General features: G+C 72.3%; 16 protein-coding genes and 3 tRNA genes. 8 read left to right on the top strand and 11 right to left on the bottom strand.

What is annotated here, in order from left to right; all coding sequences use genetic code 11:
• Window positions 1-103: 103 nt before the first annotated feature.
• From ACFYW3_RS19955 to purS, 7 genes are all read right to left on the bottom strand, one after another.
• Window positions 104-928 (bottom strand): META domain-containing protein, encoded by an 825-nt coding sequence (locus ACFYW3_RS19955; protein ID WP_389386893.1) that lies wholly within the window; start codon window positions 926-928, stop codon window positions 104-106.
• 83 nt (window positions 929-1,011) lie between these two features.
• Window positions 1,012-1,803: a sterol carrier family protein gene (locus ACFYW3_RS19950; protein WP_389386892.1), complete on the bottom strand. Its 792-nt coding sequence runs from the start codon at window positions 1,801-1,803 to the stop codon at window positions 1,012-1,014.
• Between the two features lie 23 nt (window positions 1,804-1,826).
• Entirely contained in the window at window positions 1,827-2,789 is a 963-nt protein-coding gene (locus ACFYW3_RS19945) for a M23 family metallopeptidase (protein WP_389386891.1), read from the bottom strand.
• A 17-nt stretch (window positions 2,790-2,806) separates the two neighbouring features.
• Window positions 2,807-3,301 carry an ArsR/SmtB family transcription factor gene (locus ACFYW3_RS19940; RefSeq protein ID WP_389386890.1) on the bottom strand — a complete coding sequence of 165 codons (495 nt, stop codon included), beginning with the start codon at window positions 3,299-3,301 and terminating at the stop codon, window positions 2,807-2,809.
• A 134-nt stretch (window positions 3,302-3,435) separates the two neighbouring features.
• Window positions 3,436-5,685, bottom strand: coding sequence for a phosphoribosylformylglycinamidine synthase subunit PurL (gene purL / locus ACFYW3_RS19935; RefSeq protein WP_351757024.1), 2,250 nt, complete (start codon window positions 5,683-5,685; stop codon window positions 3,436-3,438).
• A complete protein-coding gene (purQ, locus tag ACFYW3_RS19930; RefSeq protein ID WP_053680243.1) occupies window positions 5,682-6,362 on the bottom strand; it encodes a phosphoribosylformylglycinamidine synthase subunit PurQ in 681 nt (226 codons plus the stop codon). The genes purL and purQ overlap by 4 nt, the downstream gene beginning before the upstream one ends.
• Window positions 6,363-6,364: 2 nt before the next feature.
• Window positions 6,365-6,616 (bottom strand): phosphoribosylformylglycinamidine synthase subunit PurS, encoded by a 252-nt coding sequence (gene purS / locus ACFYW3_RS19925; protein WP_008740952.1) that lies wholly within the window; start codon window positions 6,614-6,616, stop codon window positions 6,365-6,367.
• A 320-nt stretch (window positions 6,617-6,936) separates the two neighbouring features.
• Here purS and ACFYW3_RS19920 point away from each other — a divergent pair, with 320 nt between their 5' ends.
• The 8 genes from ACFYW3_RS19920 (at window position 6,937) to ACFYW3_RS19885 (ending at window position 11,606) form a co-directional block, all read left to right on the top strand.
• A complete protein-coding gene (locus ACFYW3_RS19920) occupies window positions 6,937-7,254 on the top strand; it encodes an Lsr2 family protein (RefSeq protein WP_351757026.1) in 318 nt (105 codons plus the stop codon).
• An 87-nt stretch (window positions 7,255-7,341) separates the two neighbouring features.
• A tRNA-Gly gene (locus ACFYW3_RS19915) sits at window positions 7,342-7,413 on the top strand.
• A 74-nt stretch (window positions 7,414-7,487) separates the two neighbouring features.
• Window positions 7,488-7,560: transfer RNA gene (locus tag ACFYW3_RS19910), tRNA-Gly, on the top strand.
• A 152-nt stretch (window positions 7,561-7,712) separates the two neighbouring features.
• Window positions 7,713-8,681, top strand: coding sequence for an ABC transporter ATP-binding protein (locus ACFYW3_RS19905; RefSeq protein ID WP_389386889.1), 969 nt, complete (start codon window positions 7,713-7,715; stop codon window positions 8,679-8,681).
• Window positions 8,678-9,484: an ABC transporter permease gene (locus tag ACFYW3_RS19900; RefSeq protein ID WP_389386888.1), complete on the top strand. Its 807-nt coding sequence runs from the start codon at window positions 8,678-8,680 to the stop codon at window positions 9,482-9,484. Before ACFYW3_RS19905 ends, ACFYW3_RS19900 begins: the two co-directional genes overlap by 4 nt.
• Before the next feature lie 88 nt (window positions 9,485-9,572).
• Window positions 9,573-10,805: a sensor histidine kinase gene (locus tag ACFYW3_RS19895; RefSeq protein ID WP_389386887.1), complete on the top strand. Its 1,233-nt coding sequence runs from the start codon at window positions 9,573-9,575 to the stop codon at window positions 10,803-10,805.
• A gap of 61 nt (window positions 10,806-10,866) precedes the next feature.
• Window positions 10,867-11,511 carry a response regulator gene (locus ACFYW3_RS19890; protein ID WP_389386886.1) on the top strand — a complete coding sequence of 215 codons (645 nt, stop codon included), beginning with the start codon at window positions 10,867-10,869 and terminating at the stop codon, window positions 11,509-11,511.
• 22 nt (window positions 11,512-11,533) lie between these two features.
• Window positions 11,534-11,606: transfer RNA gene (locus ACFYW3_RS19885), tRNA-Gly, on the top strand.
• A 101-nt stretch (window positions 11,607-11,707) separates the two neighbouring features.
• Here ACFYW3_RS19885 and ACFYW3_RS19880 read toward each other — a convergent pair.
• The 4 genes from ACFYW3_RS19880 to purD form a co-directional block, all read right to left on the bottom strand.
• A complete protein-coding gene (locus ACFYW3_RS19880; protein ID WP_389386885.1) occupies window positions 11,708-12,625 on the bottom strand; it encodes a phosphoribosylaminoimidazolesuccinocarboxamide synthase in 918 nt (305 codons plus the stop codon).
• Window positions 12,626-12,849: 224 nt separating this feature from the next.
• Window positions 12,850-14,328, bottom strand: coding sequence for a N,N-dimethylformamidase beta subunit family domain-containing protein (locus tag ACFYW3_RS19875; protein ID WP_351757044.1), 1,479 nt, complete (start codon window positions 14,326-14,328; stop codon window positions 12,850-12,852).
• 181 nt (window positions 14,329-14,509) lie between these two features.
• Window positions 14,510-16,090, bottom strand: a complete 1,581-nt coding sequence (locus tag ACFYW3_RS19870; protein ID WP_351757047.1) for a hypothetical protein — start codon at window positions 16,088-16,090, stop codon at window positions 14,510-14,512.
• A gap of 276 nt (window positions 16,091-16,366) precedes the next feature.
• On the bottom strand, window positions 16,367-17,620 hold the full coding sequence (purD, locus tag ACFYW3_RS19865) for a phosphoribosylamine--glycine ligase (protein ID WP_351757049.1): 1,254 nt from the start codon (window positions 17,618-17,620) through the stop codon (window positions 16,367-16,369).
• Window positions 17,621-17,647: the final 27 nt, after the last annotated feature.

Here is a 17,647-nt window from a genome sequence, read left to right as displayed (position 1 = left end):
TTGGTCCTGGTCCGGCTGATCCGTCGGGGTGCGGAGGCGCCGGCGGGCCCGGCCCGGCCGGTGTCCACAGGCTGTGGACACCGGCCGGGCCGGGGGGCGGGGATCATTCGACGGCGGAGGCCGCCTTGGCTCCCAGACCCTTGCCGCTGCCGTCGGTGGCGGTGAAGGTCAGGGTGTCTCCCTGAACGCGGTGTTCGAGGGGGCCACTGGCGAACAGCGCGGTCAGCGTCCGTTCGACGTCACCGGCCGGGCCCGTGCAGGCCATCCGCGTCGAGGTCAGCGGCCCGAAGGTGATCCGGGACCCGTCGACGACGGCCCGGGCGGAGAACCGGTTGCAGCCGAGGTTGCCGCTCGCGGCGCCGTCGGCGGCGATGGTGAACCGGGCCTTGCCCGCCGCCCCGGCGGGCAGCGAGGACACGGTGGTGCCCTGGATCAGGGAATCCGCGCTCCAGTCGGTGGCGGTGAGCGGTGCGTCCGGGGTCCGGGGCTTCGTGGTCAGGGAGATGGTGTTCCCGTCCGCGGCCTTCAGGGTGAGGTGCTCCGGCCGGCTCTCGATCGTGAGCGCGCCCTTGAAGAGTTTGGCGAAGGCGGTTTCGAACTTGATGTCCGGGCAGGCCATCGCGGTCCTGGAGCCCGGTTGGACGTTCATGGTCGAGCCCTTGATCTCCACCTTGGCCGACAGGCCGTTGCAGCCGTAGTTGCCCGTGGCCTCGTAGGGGGCCTCGGCGCCGATGGCCAGTCGGGCCGCCGCGGGCGCGGTCAGGGTCTTCCCGTCCACGGTCACGCTTTCCACGGACCAACTCGTCCCCGGGAGCGCCGGTGATGGATCCGGGCCGGAGGGGGTCGTCTGGTCCGCGCAGGCGGTCACCGCGGTGGTGACGGTGACGGCGAGCGTGAGGGCGGCGAGGACGTGCCGTTGCTGACGCATGCACCTGGGACGGGCGAGGTGCCCGGACGGTTCCCTTCCGCCTGCCGTCGGCCCGCTGTCCGACCCTTGGGGGAGGGTTTCCCTCAGCCCATCAGCGGGAGCAGCGGTCCCAGATCGGCGCGTTCGCCGCTCGCGCTGAGCCGAGCCTCGTCCAGCGCCTCTTCCCAGGTCGTACGGCCCGTGGCGAGGCGGATCCAGGTCAGCGGGTCGGTCTCCACCACGTTGGGCGGGGTGCCCCGGGTGTGCCGGGGTCCCTCCAGGCACTGGACCACGGCGAAGGGCGGGATCCGCAGCTCCACCGAACCCCCGGGGGCCTTGTCCGCGAGGGCGTCGGCGAGCAGCCGGGTACAGGCGGCGAGGGCCTGCCGGTCGATCGGGACGTCCAGGCCGGCCGCCCGGTTGAGGTCGTCGGTGTGGACGACCAGCTCCACGGTGCGGGTGACCATGAACGGCCCGAAGGCCATCGCGCCGACCCGCAGCCCGAGCAGCCGGTCGTCCGGGACCACCCGGAGCAGTTCGGCGAGCCGGGTCGCCGACTCCTCGTACAGCGGGCCGAGTTCCTCGCCGGCGGCGGTCTCCCGGGCCAGTTCGTCGATCCGTCCGGCGATCCCGGCGGTGGCGAAGGGCCAGTTCCGTACGGTCAGCTCGGCTTCGGCCGGTTCGGGCCGCGCCGCCGCCTCGGGGATGGACCGGATGATCCAGCCGATGTGCGCGGCGAGGTCCCGTACGGTCCAGGTGCCGAGGTGCGTGGGGCGGGCCAGTTGCTCGGGGGTCAACGTCGCCACGGCCGCGGCGACGTGGTCGAACTGCGCGGTGACGGCCGCGCGGATCTTGGCGGAGTCGTAGGTACGCGGCTTCTTCCGGGCGGTCGGCATGGGGCCGACCCTATCCGGCGCGCTCAGCCCGGGAATCGGCCCCGGACCGCGGCCCGGTCGGTGTCGGCGGCGAGGGTCGACGCGGCGGTGCCGAAGGGGGCGTCGACGGCGGCCTCGGCCGGGGCGTCGACCGTGGCCTCGGCCGGGGCGTCGACTGCGGCTTCGAAGGTGGCCTCGACCGTGGCCTCGGCCGGGGCTTCGACCGTGGCCTCGAAGGTGGCGCCGTTCGCGGGGAGGCCCACCCCGCGCCAGGTGAAGGGCAGGCCCCGGGCGGTCTCCGGGTGCGGCCCGTCCATCAGGTGGAAGTGGACGTGCGGCTCGGTGGAGTTGCCCGAGTTGCCGCAGGCCGCGAGGACCTGCCCGGCGGACACGCGCTCGCCGGCGCGGACCGTAAGAGAACCCCGGCGCAGGTGTCCGTACACGGCGTACGCGCCGTCGCCGAGGTCGAGCACCAGGTGGTTGCCCAGGATCGCGCCGGGTCCGGCGAACTGCCGGGCCTCCGCCTCGATCACCATCAGGTAGAGCATGCCGGGCAGGGAGGTGCGCGTCAGGTGGTCGCGGCGCCCGTCGCTCGCCCGGACCACCACCGCGTCGGCGACCGCGTACACCGGTGCGCCGAAGGCCGGGTAGGAGCGCGGGCCTCGCGCGGGCGGCCAGCACCACGCCGCCGCGGGGCGCGGCCGGTCCCCCGGTGCGGCCACGACGTCGATGGCGAAGGCCTGCCCCATGAGGTGGGTGCCGTGGCTGGGGACCTTGTCCGCCGGGCTGTTGTGGGCGAGCCAGCGTCCCGCGACGGGCGGCCCGACCTCCCGGACGGGGGCGTCGACGTGCGGTGACCGGGCCGCGAGCCGGTTGGCGCAGAACAGGAGCACCCCGCCGGCGGGCGCCGGGGCGAGGACGAGCAGGAGCGGGAAGGGGAAGCCGAGGGCGAAGTCGGTGAGCATCAGGGCGACGAAGCCGATCAGGCAGGCGCGGTAGAGGCTCATCAGCACGCCGACCCTGTTCACGGCGTGGCCGCCGCGAACAGGACGAGCAGCGGCACGACGTGGGAGGCCGGCACCTCGTGGCGGCCCCGGCCGGTGGTGTGCAGCCAGCCGGTGGCGGTGAGTTGCCGCAGGTGGTGGTAGACCTGCCCGCTGGTGCCGACCCCGTCGAGGTCGGTCAGTTCGCCGGCGGTGCGCCGGCCGGCGAGGATCTCGCGGAGCAGCCGGACGCGTACGGGGCTGCCGAGCGCGGCCAGGGCCTCGGCGGTGCGCTGCGGGTCGATCTCGTCGCCGAGGAGGCCCCGCGTGGTGTGGGCCTGTTGCCACTGGTAGTGCTCGCCGGTGGGCAGTGTCGCGGCGCCGGTGAACAGCACGCCGTCGACGCCCCGGTCCTTCCAGCCCTCCAGGGCCCAGAAGGTTCCTTCCGCCGGCGGTGGTTCGGTCGCGGGGGTGTCGCGTCCTTCGAGCGCGGACAGTCGGCGTTCCAGCTCGGCGACGCGTTCTTCGAGGCTCATGGACCCGAGATTACGAGACTACGTAATCACGTAAAAGCGTGAATCCGGCCAGGCGGGAGGGGAGAGCGGCCGAACACGCGCGAGCCCCCGCCCGGAGGACTCCGGACAGGGGCTCGACGACGCGGCGGGCGGGATCAGGCGAGCAGCGCCGGGATCGTCGCCTCGTGGGCGGTCCGCAGTTCCGCGAGCGGAATCGTGAACTCGCCCTGGATCTCGATCTCCTCGCCGTCCACCACGCCGATGCGGGCGGCCGGCAGGCCCCGCGCACCGCACATGTCGGTGAAGCGGAGCTCCTCGCTGCGCGGGACGGCCACGACGGCCCGGCCCGCGGACTCGGAGAACAGGAAGGTGAAGGCGTCCAGGCCCTCGGGCACCACGATCCGCGCACCGTTGCCACCGCGCAGGCAGGACTCGGTGAGCGCCTGGATCACGCCGCCGTCGGACAGGTCGTGCGCGGCGTCGATCATGCCGTCGCGCGAGGCCGAGATCAGGATCTCGCCGAGCAGCTTCTCGCGGCCCAGGTCCACCTTCGGCGGCATGCCGCCGAGGTGCTGGTGCACGACCTCGGACCAGGCCGAGCCGCCGAACTCCTCGGCGGTGTCGCCGAGCAGGTACAGCAGTTGGCCGGCCTCCGCGAACGCCATCGGCGTGCGGCGGTTGACGTCGTCGATCACACCGAGGACCGCCACGACCGGGGTCGGGTGGATCGCGGTCTCGCCGGTCTGGTTGTACAGCGAGACGTTGCCGCCGGTCACCGGGGTGCCCAGCTCCAGGCAGCCGTCCGCGAGACCCCGGGTGGCCTCGGCGAACTGCCACATGACGCCCGGGTCCTCGGGGGAGCCGAAGTTGAGGCAGTCGGAGATGGCGAGCGGCTTGGCGCCGGTCGCGGCGACGTTGCGGTACGCCTCGGCCAGCGCGAGCTGCGCGCCCGTGTACGGGTCGAGCTTCGCGAAGCGGCCGTTGCCGTCGGTGGCCATGGCGACGCCGAGGTTGGTGTCCTCGTCGATGCGGACCATGCCGGCGTCCTCGGGCTGCGAGAGCACCGTGTTGCCCTGGACGAAGCGGTCGTACTGGTCGGTGATCCAGGACTTGGAGGCCTGGTTCGGGGAGGACACCAGTGCCAGGACCTGCGCGCGGAGCTCCTCGGAGGTCTCTGGGCGGGGCAGCTTGCCCGCGTCGTCGGCCTGGAGGGCGTCCTGCCACGCGGGACGGGCGAACGGGCGGTTGTAGACCGGGCCCTCGTGGGCGACGGTGCCCGGGGGCACGTCCACGATCTGCTCACCGTGCCAGAAGATCTCCAGGCGCTCGCCCTCGGTGACCTCACCGATGACGGTGGCGATGACGTCCCACTTCTCGCAGATCTCCATGAAGCGGTCCACGTGCTGCGGCTCGACGATCGCGCACATGCGCTCCTGCGACTCGCTCATGAGGATTTCCTCGGGCGAGAGCGTCGCGTCGCGCAGCGGGACGGTGTCGAGTTCGACGCGCATGCCGCCGGAACCCGCGGAGGCCAGCTCGCTCGTGGCGCAGGAGAGCCCGGCGCCGCCGAGGTCCTGGATGCCCGCGACGAGCTTCTCCTTGAAGATCTCCAGGGTGCACTCGATGAGGAGCTTCTCCTGGAACGGGTCGCCGACCTGCACGGCCGGCCGCTTGGTCGGCTTGGTGTCGTCGAACGTCTCCGAGGCCAGCACGGACACGCCGCCGATGCCGTCGCCGCCGGTGCGGGCACCGTAGAGGATGACCTTGTTGCCGGGGCCGGAAGCCTGGGCCAGGTGGATGTCCTCGTGCTTCATCACGCCGATGCAACCGGCGTTGACCAGCGGGTTGCCCTGGTAGCAGGCGTCGAAGACGACCTCGCCGCCGATGTTCGGCAGGCCCAGACAGTTGCCGTAGCCGCCGATGCCGGCGACGACGCCCGGCAGGACGCGCTTGGTGTCGGGGTGGTCGGCCGCGCCGAAGCGCAGCGGGTCCACGACCGCGACCGGGCGGGCGCCCATCGCGAGGATGTCGCGGACGATGCCGCCGATGCCGGTGGCCGCGCCCTGGTAGGGCTCGATGTACGACGGGTGGTTGTGCGACTCGACCTTGAAGGTGACCGCGTAGCCCTGGCCGACGTCGACGACGCCGGCGTTCTCGCCGATGCCGACGAGCATGGCGTCGTTCTGCGGGACCTTCTCGCCGAACTGCTTCAGGTGGACCTTGCTGCTCTTGTACGAGCAGTGCTCGGACCACATGACCGAGTACATGGCGAGCTCGGCGCCCGTGGGGCGGCGGCCGAGGATCTCCCGGATGCGGGCGTACTCGTCCTCCTTGAGGCCGAGTTCCTTCCACGGCTGGGAGGCGTCCGGGGTGTCGGTGGCGTGCTTGACGGTGTCGAGGCTCATGCGCTGACCAGCTTCTTCAGGACCGAGGTGAAGAACGGGAGGCCGTCGGTGCGGCCCGTCCCGATCAGCGGTTCCACCGCGTGCTCGGGGTGCGGCATGAGGCCGACGACGTTGCCCGCCGCGTTGGTGATGCCGGCGATGTCGCGCAGCGAACCGTTCGGGTTCCCGTCCAGGTACCGGAAGGCCACTCGGCCTTCGGCCTCCAGTTCGTCCAGCACGCGCTCGTCGGCGGTGTAGCGGCCGTCCATGTTCTTGAGCGGTACGGAGATCTCCTGGCCGGCGGTGTAGTCGCCGGTCCACGCGGTCTCCGCGTTCTCCACGCGCAACTTCTGGTCGCGGCAGATGAAGTGCAGGTGGTTGTTGCGGAGCATCGCCCCCGGCAGCAGGTGGGCCTCGGTGAGGACCTGGAAGCCGTTGCAGATGCCGAGGACCGGCATGCCGGCCCTGGCCTGCTCGATGATGGTCTCCATCACCGGCGAGAAGCGGGAGATGGCCCCGGCGCGCAGGTAGTCCCCGTAGGAGAAGCCGCCCGCGAGGACGACCGCGTCGACCTGGTGCAGGTCCTTGTCGCGGTGCCACAGCGAGACCGGCTCGGCTCCCGCGATGCGGATGGCGCGCAGCGAGTCACGGTCGTCGAGCGTTCCGGGGAACGTGACGACTCCGATGCGAGTGGTCACCCTCAGGCCTCGACCTTCACGGTGAAGTCTTCGATGACGGTGTTGGCGAGGAAGGTTTCGGCCATCTTGTGGATGCGGTCGAGGGCGGCCTGGTCGACCGGTCCCTCCACCTCCAGTTCGAAGCGCTTCCCCTGGCGGACGTCGGCGATCCCCTCGAAGCCCAGCCGCGGCAGTGCACGCTGCACCGCCTGGCCCTGGGGGTCGAGGATCTCCGGCTTGAGCATGACGTCGACTACGACGCGTGCCACTGGCACTCCCGTGTGGTGGTTGGTGCGAAGGCGGTTCCATCAGCGTACCCGGCGAAAATTTCTACGCGGGTAGATATGCCTTGAGCATGATCCGCGAGCGGTTTCAGCTTCACCAACGCTTCGCAAAATCCACCGGAAAACCACGCGCCCGGGATTGCGGCGGGACACGCGGAGAGAATTAACTGGGCTTCGCAATTCAATGCGAATCACGGTACAAAGGAATCGGTCGGGATTCCGACGGATTGATGCATTGCTCCGAAACATCCACACAGGCGACATCACCGCATGTCAGCACGCGGTGACCTCGCACGAAGGGACCGATATCCGTGGCGCAGCGCGTAGTAGTCACGATCTCCGACGACATCGATGGCGGAGAAGCGGCGGAAACGGTCGTGTTCGCACTGGACGGTAAGTCGTACGAGATCGACCTCAATGTCGCCAACGCAAAGAAACTGCGGAAGGGCCTCGCCCCCTTCGTGGCCGCCGGCCGTCGACAGGCCCGCTCGGGGAAGGCGTACAAGCACACGTCGATCGCCCCCGATCCGGCGGTCGTCCGGGCCTGGGCCCGGTCGAACCACCACGACGTACCGCCGCGCGGCCGCATCCCCAAGCGCGTCTACGAGGCCTACAACGCTGCCCACTGACCCCGGATTTGCCATCCACCCCCTCTGATCGGCTAGTGTGTGGATCACGCCAAGGGGCGAGGCCGCAAGGCCGAGACCCGAAGTCGTGCGGGTGTAGTTCAGTAGCAGAACACCCCCCTTCCAGGGGGGAGGCGCAGTGTGCAATCCCTGTCACCCGCTCTGCACGCTTTACCGACCACGGTCGTGGATCAGGTAGAGTGATGCTCGCAGCGCACGGCTTTACGTCGTTGCATGCGGACGTAGCTCAGTTGGTAGAGCACCACCTTGCCAAGGTGGATGTCGCGCGTTCGAGTCGCGTCGTCCGCTCAGTGTGACAAAGGCCCCGATCATTGATCGGGGCCTTTGTCGTGTGTTCACCCCTATACCCGCGCCTTTGCCCGGCTCCGCCTGACATATGTCATCCCCCGTCATGACAGCGCGCACTGCCGCGGCGACCGGCTCGCCGCGAGCCTTGGTTCATGACCGACACAGTGACGACCGACACGGTGATCCGGGCCGAGGAACTGCGACGCCGTTACGCCGGCGGCTTCGAGGCCGTCCGCGGCGTCTCCTTCTCCGTGGGACGCGGCGAGATCTTCGCCCTGCTCGGGACGAACGGCGCGGGCAAGACCTCCACCGTGGAACTCCTGGAGGGACTGGCCGCGCCCGACGGCGGTCGGGTGCGGGTCTTCGGGCTCGACCCGTACAAGCAGCGGGCCGAGGTCCGACCGCGCACCGGGATCATGCTCCAGGACGGCGGCTTCCCCTCCGACCTGACCGTCGCCGAGACCGTCCGGATGTGGGCCGGGGTCACCACCGGTGCCCGGCCCGGGGCGGAGGTCCTGGACATGGTCGGGCTGGCCGCGCGGTCCTCCGTACGGGTCAAGCAGTTGTCCGGCGGCGAACGGCGCCGGCTCGATCTGGCGCTGGCGCTGCTGGGGCGGCCGGAGGTGCTGTTCCTCGACGAGCCGACGACCGGCATGGACCCCGAGGGCCGCCGGGACACCTGGGAACTGGTCCGGGAACTGCGCGCGGAGGGCACCACGGTGCTGCTGACCACGCACTACCTGGAGGAGGCGGCGGAGCTCGCCGACCGGCTGGCGATCCTCCACGAAGGGGAGCCGGTGCTGACCGGCACGCCCGCCGAGGTGACCGCGACCCGGCCCTCCCGGATCCGTTTCACGCTCCCGGAGGCGGTGCCCGCGGCGCGGCTGCCGCTGTCCCTGCGGGCGGCGGCGGACGGACGGCGGGTCGAGATCCGTACCGAAAGGCTCCAGGAGAGCCTCGGGGAACTGTTGCGCTGGGCGCACGAGGCCGAGGTGGAGCTGGTCGGGCTCGACGCCCGGTCCGCCTCGCTGGAGGAGGCCTTCCTGGAGATCGCGCGGAGCCGCCGGAGCCCCCTTTCCGGCGCCCGGACCGACGAGGACGAGAGGGCGGGAACCCGATGAGCGTGCCGAGCCCGACCGCACCGCGCCTGAGCCCCCGTCGGCTGGGCGCTCCGAACCCCCGCCGGCTCGGCGCTCTGGGCCGCTCCGAGCTGACCCTGTTGCGGCGCAACCGGACCGCCCTGTCCATGGCCCTGTTGATGCCCGCGGCCATGGTCTTCCTGCTGCGCTCGACGCTCGCCGCCGCGGACGAGCAGAACGCCGCGGCCCTCGGCCGGGCCACCCTGAGCGGCGGCATCGGACTCGTCCTGCTCCTCGTCGTCCACATGAACCTGGTCTCCGCGTACGTGGCCCGGCGCGAGGAACTCGTCCTCAAGCGGCTGCGCACCGGCGAGGCGGGCGACCTGGAGATCCTCGCCGGCACGGCCCTGCCGGCCGCGGTCGTCGCCCTCGGGCAGATCGGCGTCCTCGTCCTGGCCGGGGCCGCCGCCCTGGACGCGCCGATGCCGGACAACCCGCTGCTCCTGATCGTCACGGTGCTCGCCGCGATCGTGTTGCTGGCCGGCTTGGCGGCGCTGACCAGCTCCTTCACCCGGAGCGTGGAGAGCGCGGGCATCACCACGGTGCCGCTGCTGCTGGTGAGCCTGCTCGGCTCGGGCCTGTTCGTGCCGATGGACGGCCTTCCGCGAACGCTGGCATCGGTCTGCGAACTGCTTCCGCTGAGCGGCGTCATGACGCTGGTGCGGGGCGCCTGGGACGGCGCGGCGGCCGGGAACCTGACGGGAGCCGCGCTCGTCACGTTGGCCTGGACCGCGGGCACCGTGTTTGCTGTCCACCGGTGGTTCCGCTGGGAACCGCGGCGCTGAGGGCTGTCCCGCGATCCCTGGTGGATCGGTGCCAGGGATCGCGGGACAGCCCCCGGGAAACGAAAGCCGAGTCGGGGGGACGGGGACCGTGTCGAAGCTGACCGGGTGGTGGAAGAACCGCAGCAGTGCGGGAAAGGTCGAGCTCTACACACGCTGGTCGTTCCATCTCTTCGTGGTGGTCGAGATCCTGACCTTCGGACTCGGCGGCCTGGTCCTCGGCCCTCCGGAGGCGCCGGGCTCCGCCGAAGTGGGCCTGCTGGTGCTGATGTGCGTGCACTCGGTACTCGTCGGGTTCCTCTCCTCCCGGGCACTGGACTGGTTGGTGGGGCGCCGGGACCGGCCCGTGTGGGTGGCGGTGGCGACGGTGGCGGTGACGGCCTTCGGGTGCCTGGCCGCCCTCCTCCTGCGCCGGACCGGGCACGTCGACGAGACCGTCGCCCCGATGCTGGTGACGGGCATGACCTGCTTCGCCTCCGGCTCGCTGGTGATGTGCCTGGAGAAGGTCCGGCACATGTGGGTGGTCGCGCCGGCCCACGCCGTGGGCGCCGGCCTGACGGTGGTCGCCGTGGGGCTGCCGGTGGTGGAGGGCGTCGGATACACCATCGGGGTGCTGCTGAGCGGTCTGTTCCTCAGCTTCGCCTGTGGCTTCTCGGGGTGGCTGCTGCGGATCGTGTACGAACTCGACCGCGCCCGGGAGCTCCAGGCGCAGCTCGCGGTGGCCGAGGAACGGCTGCGGTTCGGCCGGGACCTGCACGACGTGATGGGGCGCAACCTGGCGGTCGTCGCCCTCAAGAGCGAGTTGGCGGTACAACTGGCCCGGCGAGGCCGACCCGAGGCGGTGGAGCAGATGATCGAGGTCCAGCGGATCGCCCGCGAGTCGCAGCGCGAGGTACGGGACGTCGTGCGCGGCTACCGCGAGGCGGACCTGGCCGTGGAGCTGGAGGGCGCGCGCGGGGTGCTGAGCGCTGCCGGAATGGACTGCCGCGTCGAGTTCGAGGCCCGCCGGGCACTGCCCGCCGAGGTGCAGTCGGCCCTGGGCTGGGTGGTCCGAGAGGCGACCACCAACGTCCTGCGGCACGGCGACGCGCAGAACTGCCTGATCCGGCTCGCCGATGCCGCCGACGGATCGGGCGCGCTGACCCTGCTGGTGGAGAACGACGGAGCCCCCGAGACGCCGGCCGGTCCGCCCGGTTCGGGACTCGCGGGGCTGCGCGAGCGCCTCGCGGTGGTCGACGGAACCCTGTCGGCGGGGCCGACCGAGGGGGGCCGGTTCCGGCTTCTGGCCCGGATCCCCGAACAACGACCGGAGGTGCGGGCATGAGCCCGCGCCCACGACTGACGGTGCGGGCGTGAGCCCCGCACCCACGACTGGAGGTGCGGGCGTGAGCCCCGTACCCGCGACTGGAGGTGCGGGCGTGAGCCCCGTACGCGTACTGCTCGCCGATGACGAACACCTGATCCGTGGCGCCCTGGCCGCGCTGTTGGCCCTGGAAGACGACCTGCTGGTCGTCGCGGAGGCGGCCTCGGGACCGGAGGCCCTGGCGATGGCCCGGGCGCACCGTCCGGACGTGGCGGTGCTGGACCTGCAGATGCCGGGGGCGGACGGTGTGAGTGTCGCCACATCACTGCGGTCCGAACTCCCCGACTGCAAGGTCATGATCGTGACCAGTCACGGCCGACCCGGCCACCTCAAGCGGGCCCTCGCGGCGGGTGTGCGGGCCTTCACGCCGAAGACGGTTTCGGCACAGCGACTGGCGGAACTGATCCGGACCGTGCACGCCGGAGGCCGTTACGTGGACCCCGAGTTGGCGGCCGACGCGATCAGCGCGGGGGACTCTCCGCTGACCGCCCGGGAGGCGGAGGTGCTGGAACTCGCGGCGGACGGCGCGCCGATCGCCGAGATCGCGGAGCGGGCCTCACTCACGCAGGGAACGGTGCGCAACTACCTGTCCTCGGCGGCGACGAAGCTGGGGGCCGAGAACCGGCACACGGCAGTGCGTCTCGCACGCCGGCGAGGTTGGGTATAGTGGGTACCGCGCTACGGCGCATGCGGACATAGCTCAGTTGGTAGAGCACCACCTTGCCAAGGTGGATGTCGCGCGTTCGAGTCGCGTTGTCCGCTCTGTACGAAGAAGCCCCCCGGTCCTCGGACCGGGGGGCTTCTTCGTGTTGCCGGGCTCTCGGTGTCCCCGGCCCGCTCGGCGGGCCGGGGACACCGGAGGTTCAGCGGCCGGTTTTCGCGGTCCAGGTCAGACCGGTGAGCCGCTCGTACGCCTCGATGTACTTGGCGCTCGTCTGCTCCACGACCTCCTGCGGCAGTGCCGGGGGCGGGAGTTCGCCGGTGCGGTCCCAGCCGGAGGCGGGGGAGGTCAGCCAGTCGCGGACGTACTGCTTGTCGAAGGAGGGCTGGGCGCGGCCCGGCTTCCACTGGTCGGCCGGCCAGAACCGCGAGGAGTCCGGGGTCAGCACCTCGTCGGCGGCGACCAGCGTCCCGTCGGCCCCGAAGCCGAACTCGAACTTCGTGTCGGCCAGGATGATGCCCCGGTCGCGGGCGATGTTCCGGGCGCGGGTGTAGATGGCCAGGGTGGCCTGGCGCAGCAGCGCGGCCGTCTCGGTGCCGACGGTGCGCGCGACCTCCTCGTAGGAGACGTTCTCGTCGTGCTCGCCGACCTCGGCCTTGGCGGCCGGGGTGAAGATGGGGCCGGGCAGCTCGGAACCGTCCACGAGACCCTCGGGCAGGCCGAGACCGCAGACCGTGCGGGTCCGGTCGTACTCGGCGAGACCGGAGCCGGTGAGGTAGCCGCGGGCCACGCACTCGATCGGGACCATGTCGAGGTTCTGGCAGATCAGGGTGCGGCCTGCCCAGTCGGCGGGGGCGCCGGCGGGCAGGGTGGTGCCGATGACGTGGTTCGGGACGATCCCCTTGAGCTGGTCGAACCACCACAGGGAGAGCTGGGTCAGGACCCGGCCCTTGTCCGGGATCTCGGTGGGCAGGACCCAGTCGAAGGCGGACATCCGGTCGCTGGCGACCATGACGAGGTTGCCGTCCTCGTCGCGGTAGAGATCGCGGACCTTGCCGGTGTGGAGGTGGACGAGGCCCGGCACCTGAGCCGGCTCGGGCTTTTCGACGAATCCGGACACGGGGTCTCCCTGTGGTTCTGTACGAGCGCGGTCCCATTGTCCCGTACCGGGCCGCGCGCCCTCGCCAGGGGGCGCGGCCCGTCGCGTCGTCCGGCGGTCGGGGCCCGGATGCCGCGTCGGTCGGGGTGCCGCGTCAATCGTGCCTCGTCGGTCGGGGCCGTGTCAGTCGTGCCTCGTCGGTCGGGGTGTCGTGTCAGTCGTGCCTCGTCGGTCGGGGTGCCGTGTCAGTCGTGCTTGCAGATGCGGTCGAGGAGATTGGCCGTGGCCCGCTGGACCCGCTCGTCCACGTGGCCGGGGCGGTCGAGCGCCGGGGACCAGGCGAAGGTGCCCGACGCGAACACCCAGGCTCCGCTGGGCGACCGGTACAGGGACGTCTCCTGGTGGCGCTTGGCGCCCTCGCTGTCGAGGTACGGGGAGTGCGCGAGCAGGATGCGGTCCTGGTGCTCGGGGAGCTGGGTGCGCGGGAAGTACCGGTCGGCCTCGCCGGCGACCAGTCCGGCGAGCTCGTCGTTCTCGGCGGCGCCGGTGGAGTCCCAGAGCCAGTGCGTGGCGTTGCGCACGATCAGGGGCGCGGGCTCGGGGACCCGCCCCGCGTACTGGATGCCGAGCAGTTGCTGTTCGGGGCGGTCGACCTCGCGCCAGAGGCTGGGGCGGCCGGGTCCGCGCCGCTTGCGGCAGGTGAGGAGCCGGTCCTCGACCCCGGACGGGGAGGGAGCCAGTTCGACCTGCCAGTACATGGTGTTGGCGGAGAGGAACACGAGCGAGGTGCCGTGTTCGCGGGCGCGCTCGACGGTGCGGCGCATGGGGGCCGACCAGTACTCGTCGTGCCCGGGGAAGACCAGGCCCCGGTAGCGGGTGGGATCGACGCGGCCCGCGTGCAGGTCCCGGGTGTCGGCGTAGGCGAGGTCGTAGCCGTAGCGCTCGGCCCAGCGGATGAAGTCGTAGGCGTGGCCCACGTGGAGCGGCAGGCCGGCGCCCGCGTAGGGGCGGTCGAAGGACACGGTGGTGGCGGCGTCCGCCTCCCCGAGGAGCCGGCCCTGCTCGTCCCAGGCGTGGTAGAGGCTCGCGCCCGTGTGGCCGTCCTCCGGGTAGAGGTTGTAGGCCTGCCAGGTGATGTCGGGCAGCAGGAGCAGCAGGTCGGCGGGCTCGTCGTCGCGGACCGTGAAGGGGATGTGGGAGCGGTAGCCGTCGACGGTCGTCAGAACGGCCACGTACGCGCCGACGTTCCAGTACGAGGGGACCTGGAGTCGCCAGGACAGCCACCAGTGGTGGCAGGAGACCGTCCGGTCGGCGGTGAGCGCGGCCGGCTGGACGATGCCGGAGAGCCGGGGACTGGAATGGATCTTGCTGGCGCCGTCACCCGCGTAGTGGCCGATGCGGTAGATGTCGACGGAGAACTGTTGGGGCGGGTCCACCGTGATGTGGAAGTCGATCGCCTCGCCGGGGGAGACCGCGCCGGTGGAGGCGAAGCCCTTGATCTGCCGGTGGACGTCGTCGGCGGTGAGCGGGCCCCCTCCACTGCGGGCGCGCGGGATCTGGCCGGCGGCGACGGCGGGGTCGACGTACCAGGGGACGACCTGGCCGGTGTCGTCGAAGTACAGCTCGCTGCCCCGGAACCAGGGCAGCGGTCCCTGCCCGAAGGGATCGTTCACCGCGTGCGCGAGCGCACCTGACTCCCACCGCCGGATCTGGTCCGCACTCATCCCGCTCCCCTCCCTCGCTCCCCCGAACGTGCATCCGTCGACCCCAGCACATCACATAACGCGCGCACTCCGTCACCGTTCGTCGCGAAAAAGCCTTGTCACATGGCCGGCCGACGTCGGGTCCGGATCCGGACGAGGGAGCGCGCGCGGGCGCGCGGCCCCGGTCGGCGCCTGCCGCGCCTCACACCAGCCGGACCGGCTTCTCCGGGCGGACGCCGATCTCCTGGAGCCAGTCCCGCAGGGGCTCCGGGTCGCCGTCCTCGACCAGGCACAGCACCCGGGGCGCGAGGTCCGCGCGGCGTGCGCCGCCCACCAGCAGCACGGGGCCGTCGAGCCAGTCCAGACCCGGCGCCGCCCCGGCGGAGTCCACGGCCGCGCAACAGACCAGCGCCGTCACGTGGTCGGCCAGCAGGTCCCGACCGCTGCGCGGCGCCTGGAGCGGGAACAGCGGCACGGCGTCCGCGGCCCGCGCCACGGCCGAGTCCGGTCCGGACTCCTCCCGCGCGAGGTCACCGCTGAGCCGGCCCGCCAGCGACTCCCCGGCGGGCACGGCATCCGTGAGGAAGGCGATGACCCGCTCCACCGTGGGGGCGGCGGGGGCCGCCAGCCCGTCGAGGGCGGCGTGCAGTCGGGCGGCCTCCGTGCGCCACTTCCGGTCCACGACCTCTTCCGGGTACGCGGCCCAGTCCACCGGGGACCAGTCCGGGCCCGCCGCGGCCGGACCTCCGTGGAAGAGTCGGGCCGCCAACAGCGAGGCGGCCTCGTCCACGGCGCCCGGCTGCTCCAGCAGATCGCACGCGGGGCGCTCGCCGAGGCGGGAGGTGAACCCGTCCGCGAGGCGGTCGCGGCGGGACAACTCGGTCAGCGCGGACACGACGCCGGCGTCGAGCCGAGCGGGCCAGCGGCCCATCCGCCAGGCCGGCAGGGCCACCCGGGTCAGCAGCCGGTCCCAGCCCGCGTAGGCCAGCCCGACCTGCTCCTGGGCGACGATGCGCAGCCCGTAGTCCACGTCCTGGGCGCGGTCCGACGCGGCGGCGGCCACCCCGCGCTCCATCTCCGCGGCGTCCACCCGGCACAGCCGCAGCAGCAGCCGGGCCGGCGGGGCGATCCAGCCGAGGCCGGGTCTGCCGCCGACGTCCACGGCGGCGTCGAGCCCCCGTACGAAGCCGCGGGCGTCGGCTATGTCGGGGTGGGCGGAGGGGCCCGTGCCGGCGACGACCGGCGCGAGGACGGCCCGGAGTTCCGCGACGCGCATCCACCACAGGAACGGCGAGCCGATCACCAGCACGGGGGCCGCGCCGGGCTCGGACTCGGGGCGGCAGGCCGCCGTGTCGGCGCGGCGGTGGGCGGGGTGGGTGCGGTCCTCCAGCCAACTGTCGCAGTCCGGGGTCAGGGCTATCGCGGAGGGCGAGGGCACGTCCATCCGGTCGGCGAGGTCCCGCACCAGGCGGTACAGATCGGGGGCGGCGGTCTCGGACAGCGGCACCGTCGGGGTCACGGCGGGGCCGGCCCGCAGCACGACGGCGGCGAATATCCCGCCGACCAGCAGCACGAGGGCGGCGACCGCGCAGACGGTCAGGGTCACAGCGGGCCAGGGATCACCGGCCAGCCGACCCGTCATCCGGGCGGCGACGAGCACCACCGCGAGGGCGGCGGGCAGCAGCGCGAGGGCCAGCGCCCTGCTGCGGACCCGCAGCACGGCGAGGGCTCGGGAACGCGCGGACGGCGTCCCGACTTCAGCGATCGAACCGGTTCCGGACACGGCCGGACCTCACCCCCTCTGCCCTGCGGCGGCTTTGCTCACTCCCCCACTGTGACACCCGCCACCGACATCGCAATGCCGGTGGGCCATGTGCCGGAATGCTTGCGCCGCACCCTAGTTGGGGCCGGCGCGACAATCAGGCGGTCCGGGCCACCATCACCCGATGGAATGGCTTTGGGCAAAGGTGGGTGCGTTCGAACGCGGCCGGATGCAGTCGCACGCGCGGGCCCGGGCGCGCAGAGTGCGCCCGGGCCCGCGTTCACGTCGTTCCGCTGTTCAGCGGCCTTCGGCTGCCTTCGCCGCGATGTCCGTGCGGTGCTGGGAGCCGTCGAGCCGGATGCGGGCGACGGCCTTATACGCCCTCTCGCGGGCCTGTGCCAGATCGGAACCGGTCGCCGTCACCGACAGGACGCGGCCGCCCGCGCTGACGACGGAGTCGCCGTCGCGGCGGGTCCCGGCGTGCAGCACGTACGCGTGCGGGGCGTCCTGCGCGGCCACGTCGGCCAGACCCTCGATCGGGTCCCCGGTGCGCGGGGTCTCGGGGTAGTTGTGCGAGGCGATGACGACGGTGACGGCGGCGTCGTCGTGCCAGGCGAGCGGCGGCTCGGTGTCCAGGGTGCCCCGGGCCGCGTTCAGCAGCACGCTCGCGAGCGGGGTGCGCAGGCGGGCGAGGACGACCTGGGTCTCGGGGTCGCCGAAGCGGGCGTTGAACTCGATGACCCGAACCCCGCGCGAGGTGATCGCCAGGCCGGCGTACAGCAGCCCCGAGAAGGGGGTGCCGCGCCGGCGGAGTTCGTCGACGGTCGGCTGGAGGACGGAGGCCATGACCTCGTCGACCAGCTTCGGGTCGGCCCAGGGCAGCGGCGAGTACGCGCCCATGCCACCGGTGTTGGGGCCCTCGTCGCCGTCGAGCGCGCGCTTGAAGTCCTGCGCGGGCTGGAGGGGCAGGACGGTGACGCCGTCGGTGATGGCGAAGAGGGAGACCTCGGGGCCGTCGAGGAACTCCTCGATGACGACCCGGTCGCAGGCCAGCGCGTGGGCGCGGGCGGCGGCGAGGTCGTCGGTGACCACGACGCCCTTGCCTGCGGCGAGGCCGTCGTCCTTGACGACGTACGGGGCGCCGAAGGCGTCGAGGGCGGCGTCCACCTCTTCCGGGGTGGTGCACACGTAGCTGCGCGCGGTCGGAACCCCTGCCGCGGCCATCACGTCCTTGGCGAAGGCCTTGGAGCCCTCCAGTCGGGCCGCGTCGGCGGAGGGGCCGAACACGGGGATGCCGGCCGCGCGGACGGCGTCGCCGACCCCGGCGACCAGCGGGGCCTCCGGTCCGACGACGACCAGGTCGGCGCCGAGCTCGACGGCGAGGCGGGCCACCGCGTCACCGTCGAGGGCGTCGACCGGGCGCAGTTCGGCCACCTCGGAGATGCCGGCGTTGCCGGGAGCGCAGTACAGCGCGTTGACGTCGGGGTCGAGGGACAGAGAGCGGCACAGGGCGTGTTCGCGGGCGCCGCCGCCGATGACGAGGACCTTCACGCCATGAAGCGTAGCCCGCGCTCCGGA

This window comes from Streptomyces sp. NPDC002602 (genome assembly GCF_042889445.1).
Taxonomy (GTDB): domain Bacteria; phylum Actinomycetota; class Actinomycetes; order Streptomycetales; family Streptomycetaceae; genus Streptomyces.
Note: the sequence above shows the minus strand (reverse complement) of the source record. Positions and strands in the feature narration are given on the sequence as shown.

Bases quoted from the DNA above. Each gene is read 5' to 3' on its own strand.
- purL (WP_351757024.1), bottom strand. From the start codon at position 5,685: ATGAGCCTCGACACCGTCAAGCACGCCACCGACACCCCGGACGCCTCC.
- ACFYW3_RS19940 (WP_389386890.1), bottom strand. From the start codon at position 3,301: ATGAGCCTCGAAGAACGCGTCGCCGAGCTGGAACGCCGACTGTCCGCG.
- ACFYW3_RS19955 (WP_389386893.1), bottom strand. From the start codon at position 928: ATGCGTCAGCAACGGCACGTCCTCGCCGCCCTCACGCTCGCCGTCACC.
- ACFYW3_RS19900 (WP_389386888.1), top strand. From the start codon at position 8,678: ATGAGCGTGCCGAGCCCGACCGCACCGCGCCTGAGCCCCCGTCGGCTG.
- ACFYW3_RS19905 (WP_389386889.1), top strand. From the start codon at position 7,713: ATGACCGACACAGTGACGACCGACACGGTGATCCGGGCCGAGGAACTG.
- ACFYW3_RS19875 (WP_351757044.1), bottom strand. From the start codon at position 14,328: ATGAGTGCGGACCAGATCCGGCGGTGGGAGTCAGGTGCGCTCGCGCAC.
- ACFYW3_RS19945 (WP_389386891.1), bottom strand. From the start codon at position 2,789: ATGAGCCTCTACCGCGCCTGCCTGATCGGCTTCGTCGCCCTGATGCTC.
- ACFYW3_RS19950 (WP_389386892.1), bottom strand. From the start codon at position 1,803: ATGCCGACCGCCCGGAAGAAGCCGCGTACCTACGACTCCGCCAAGATC.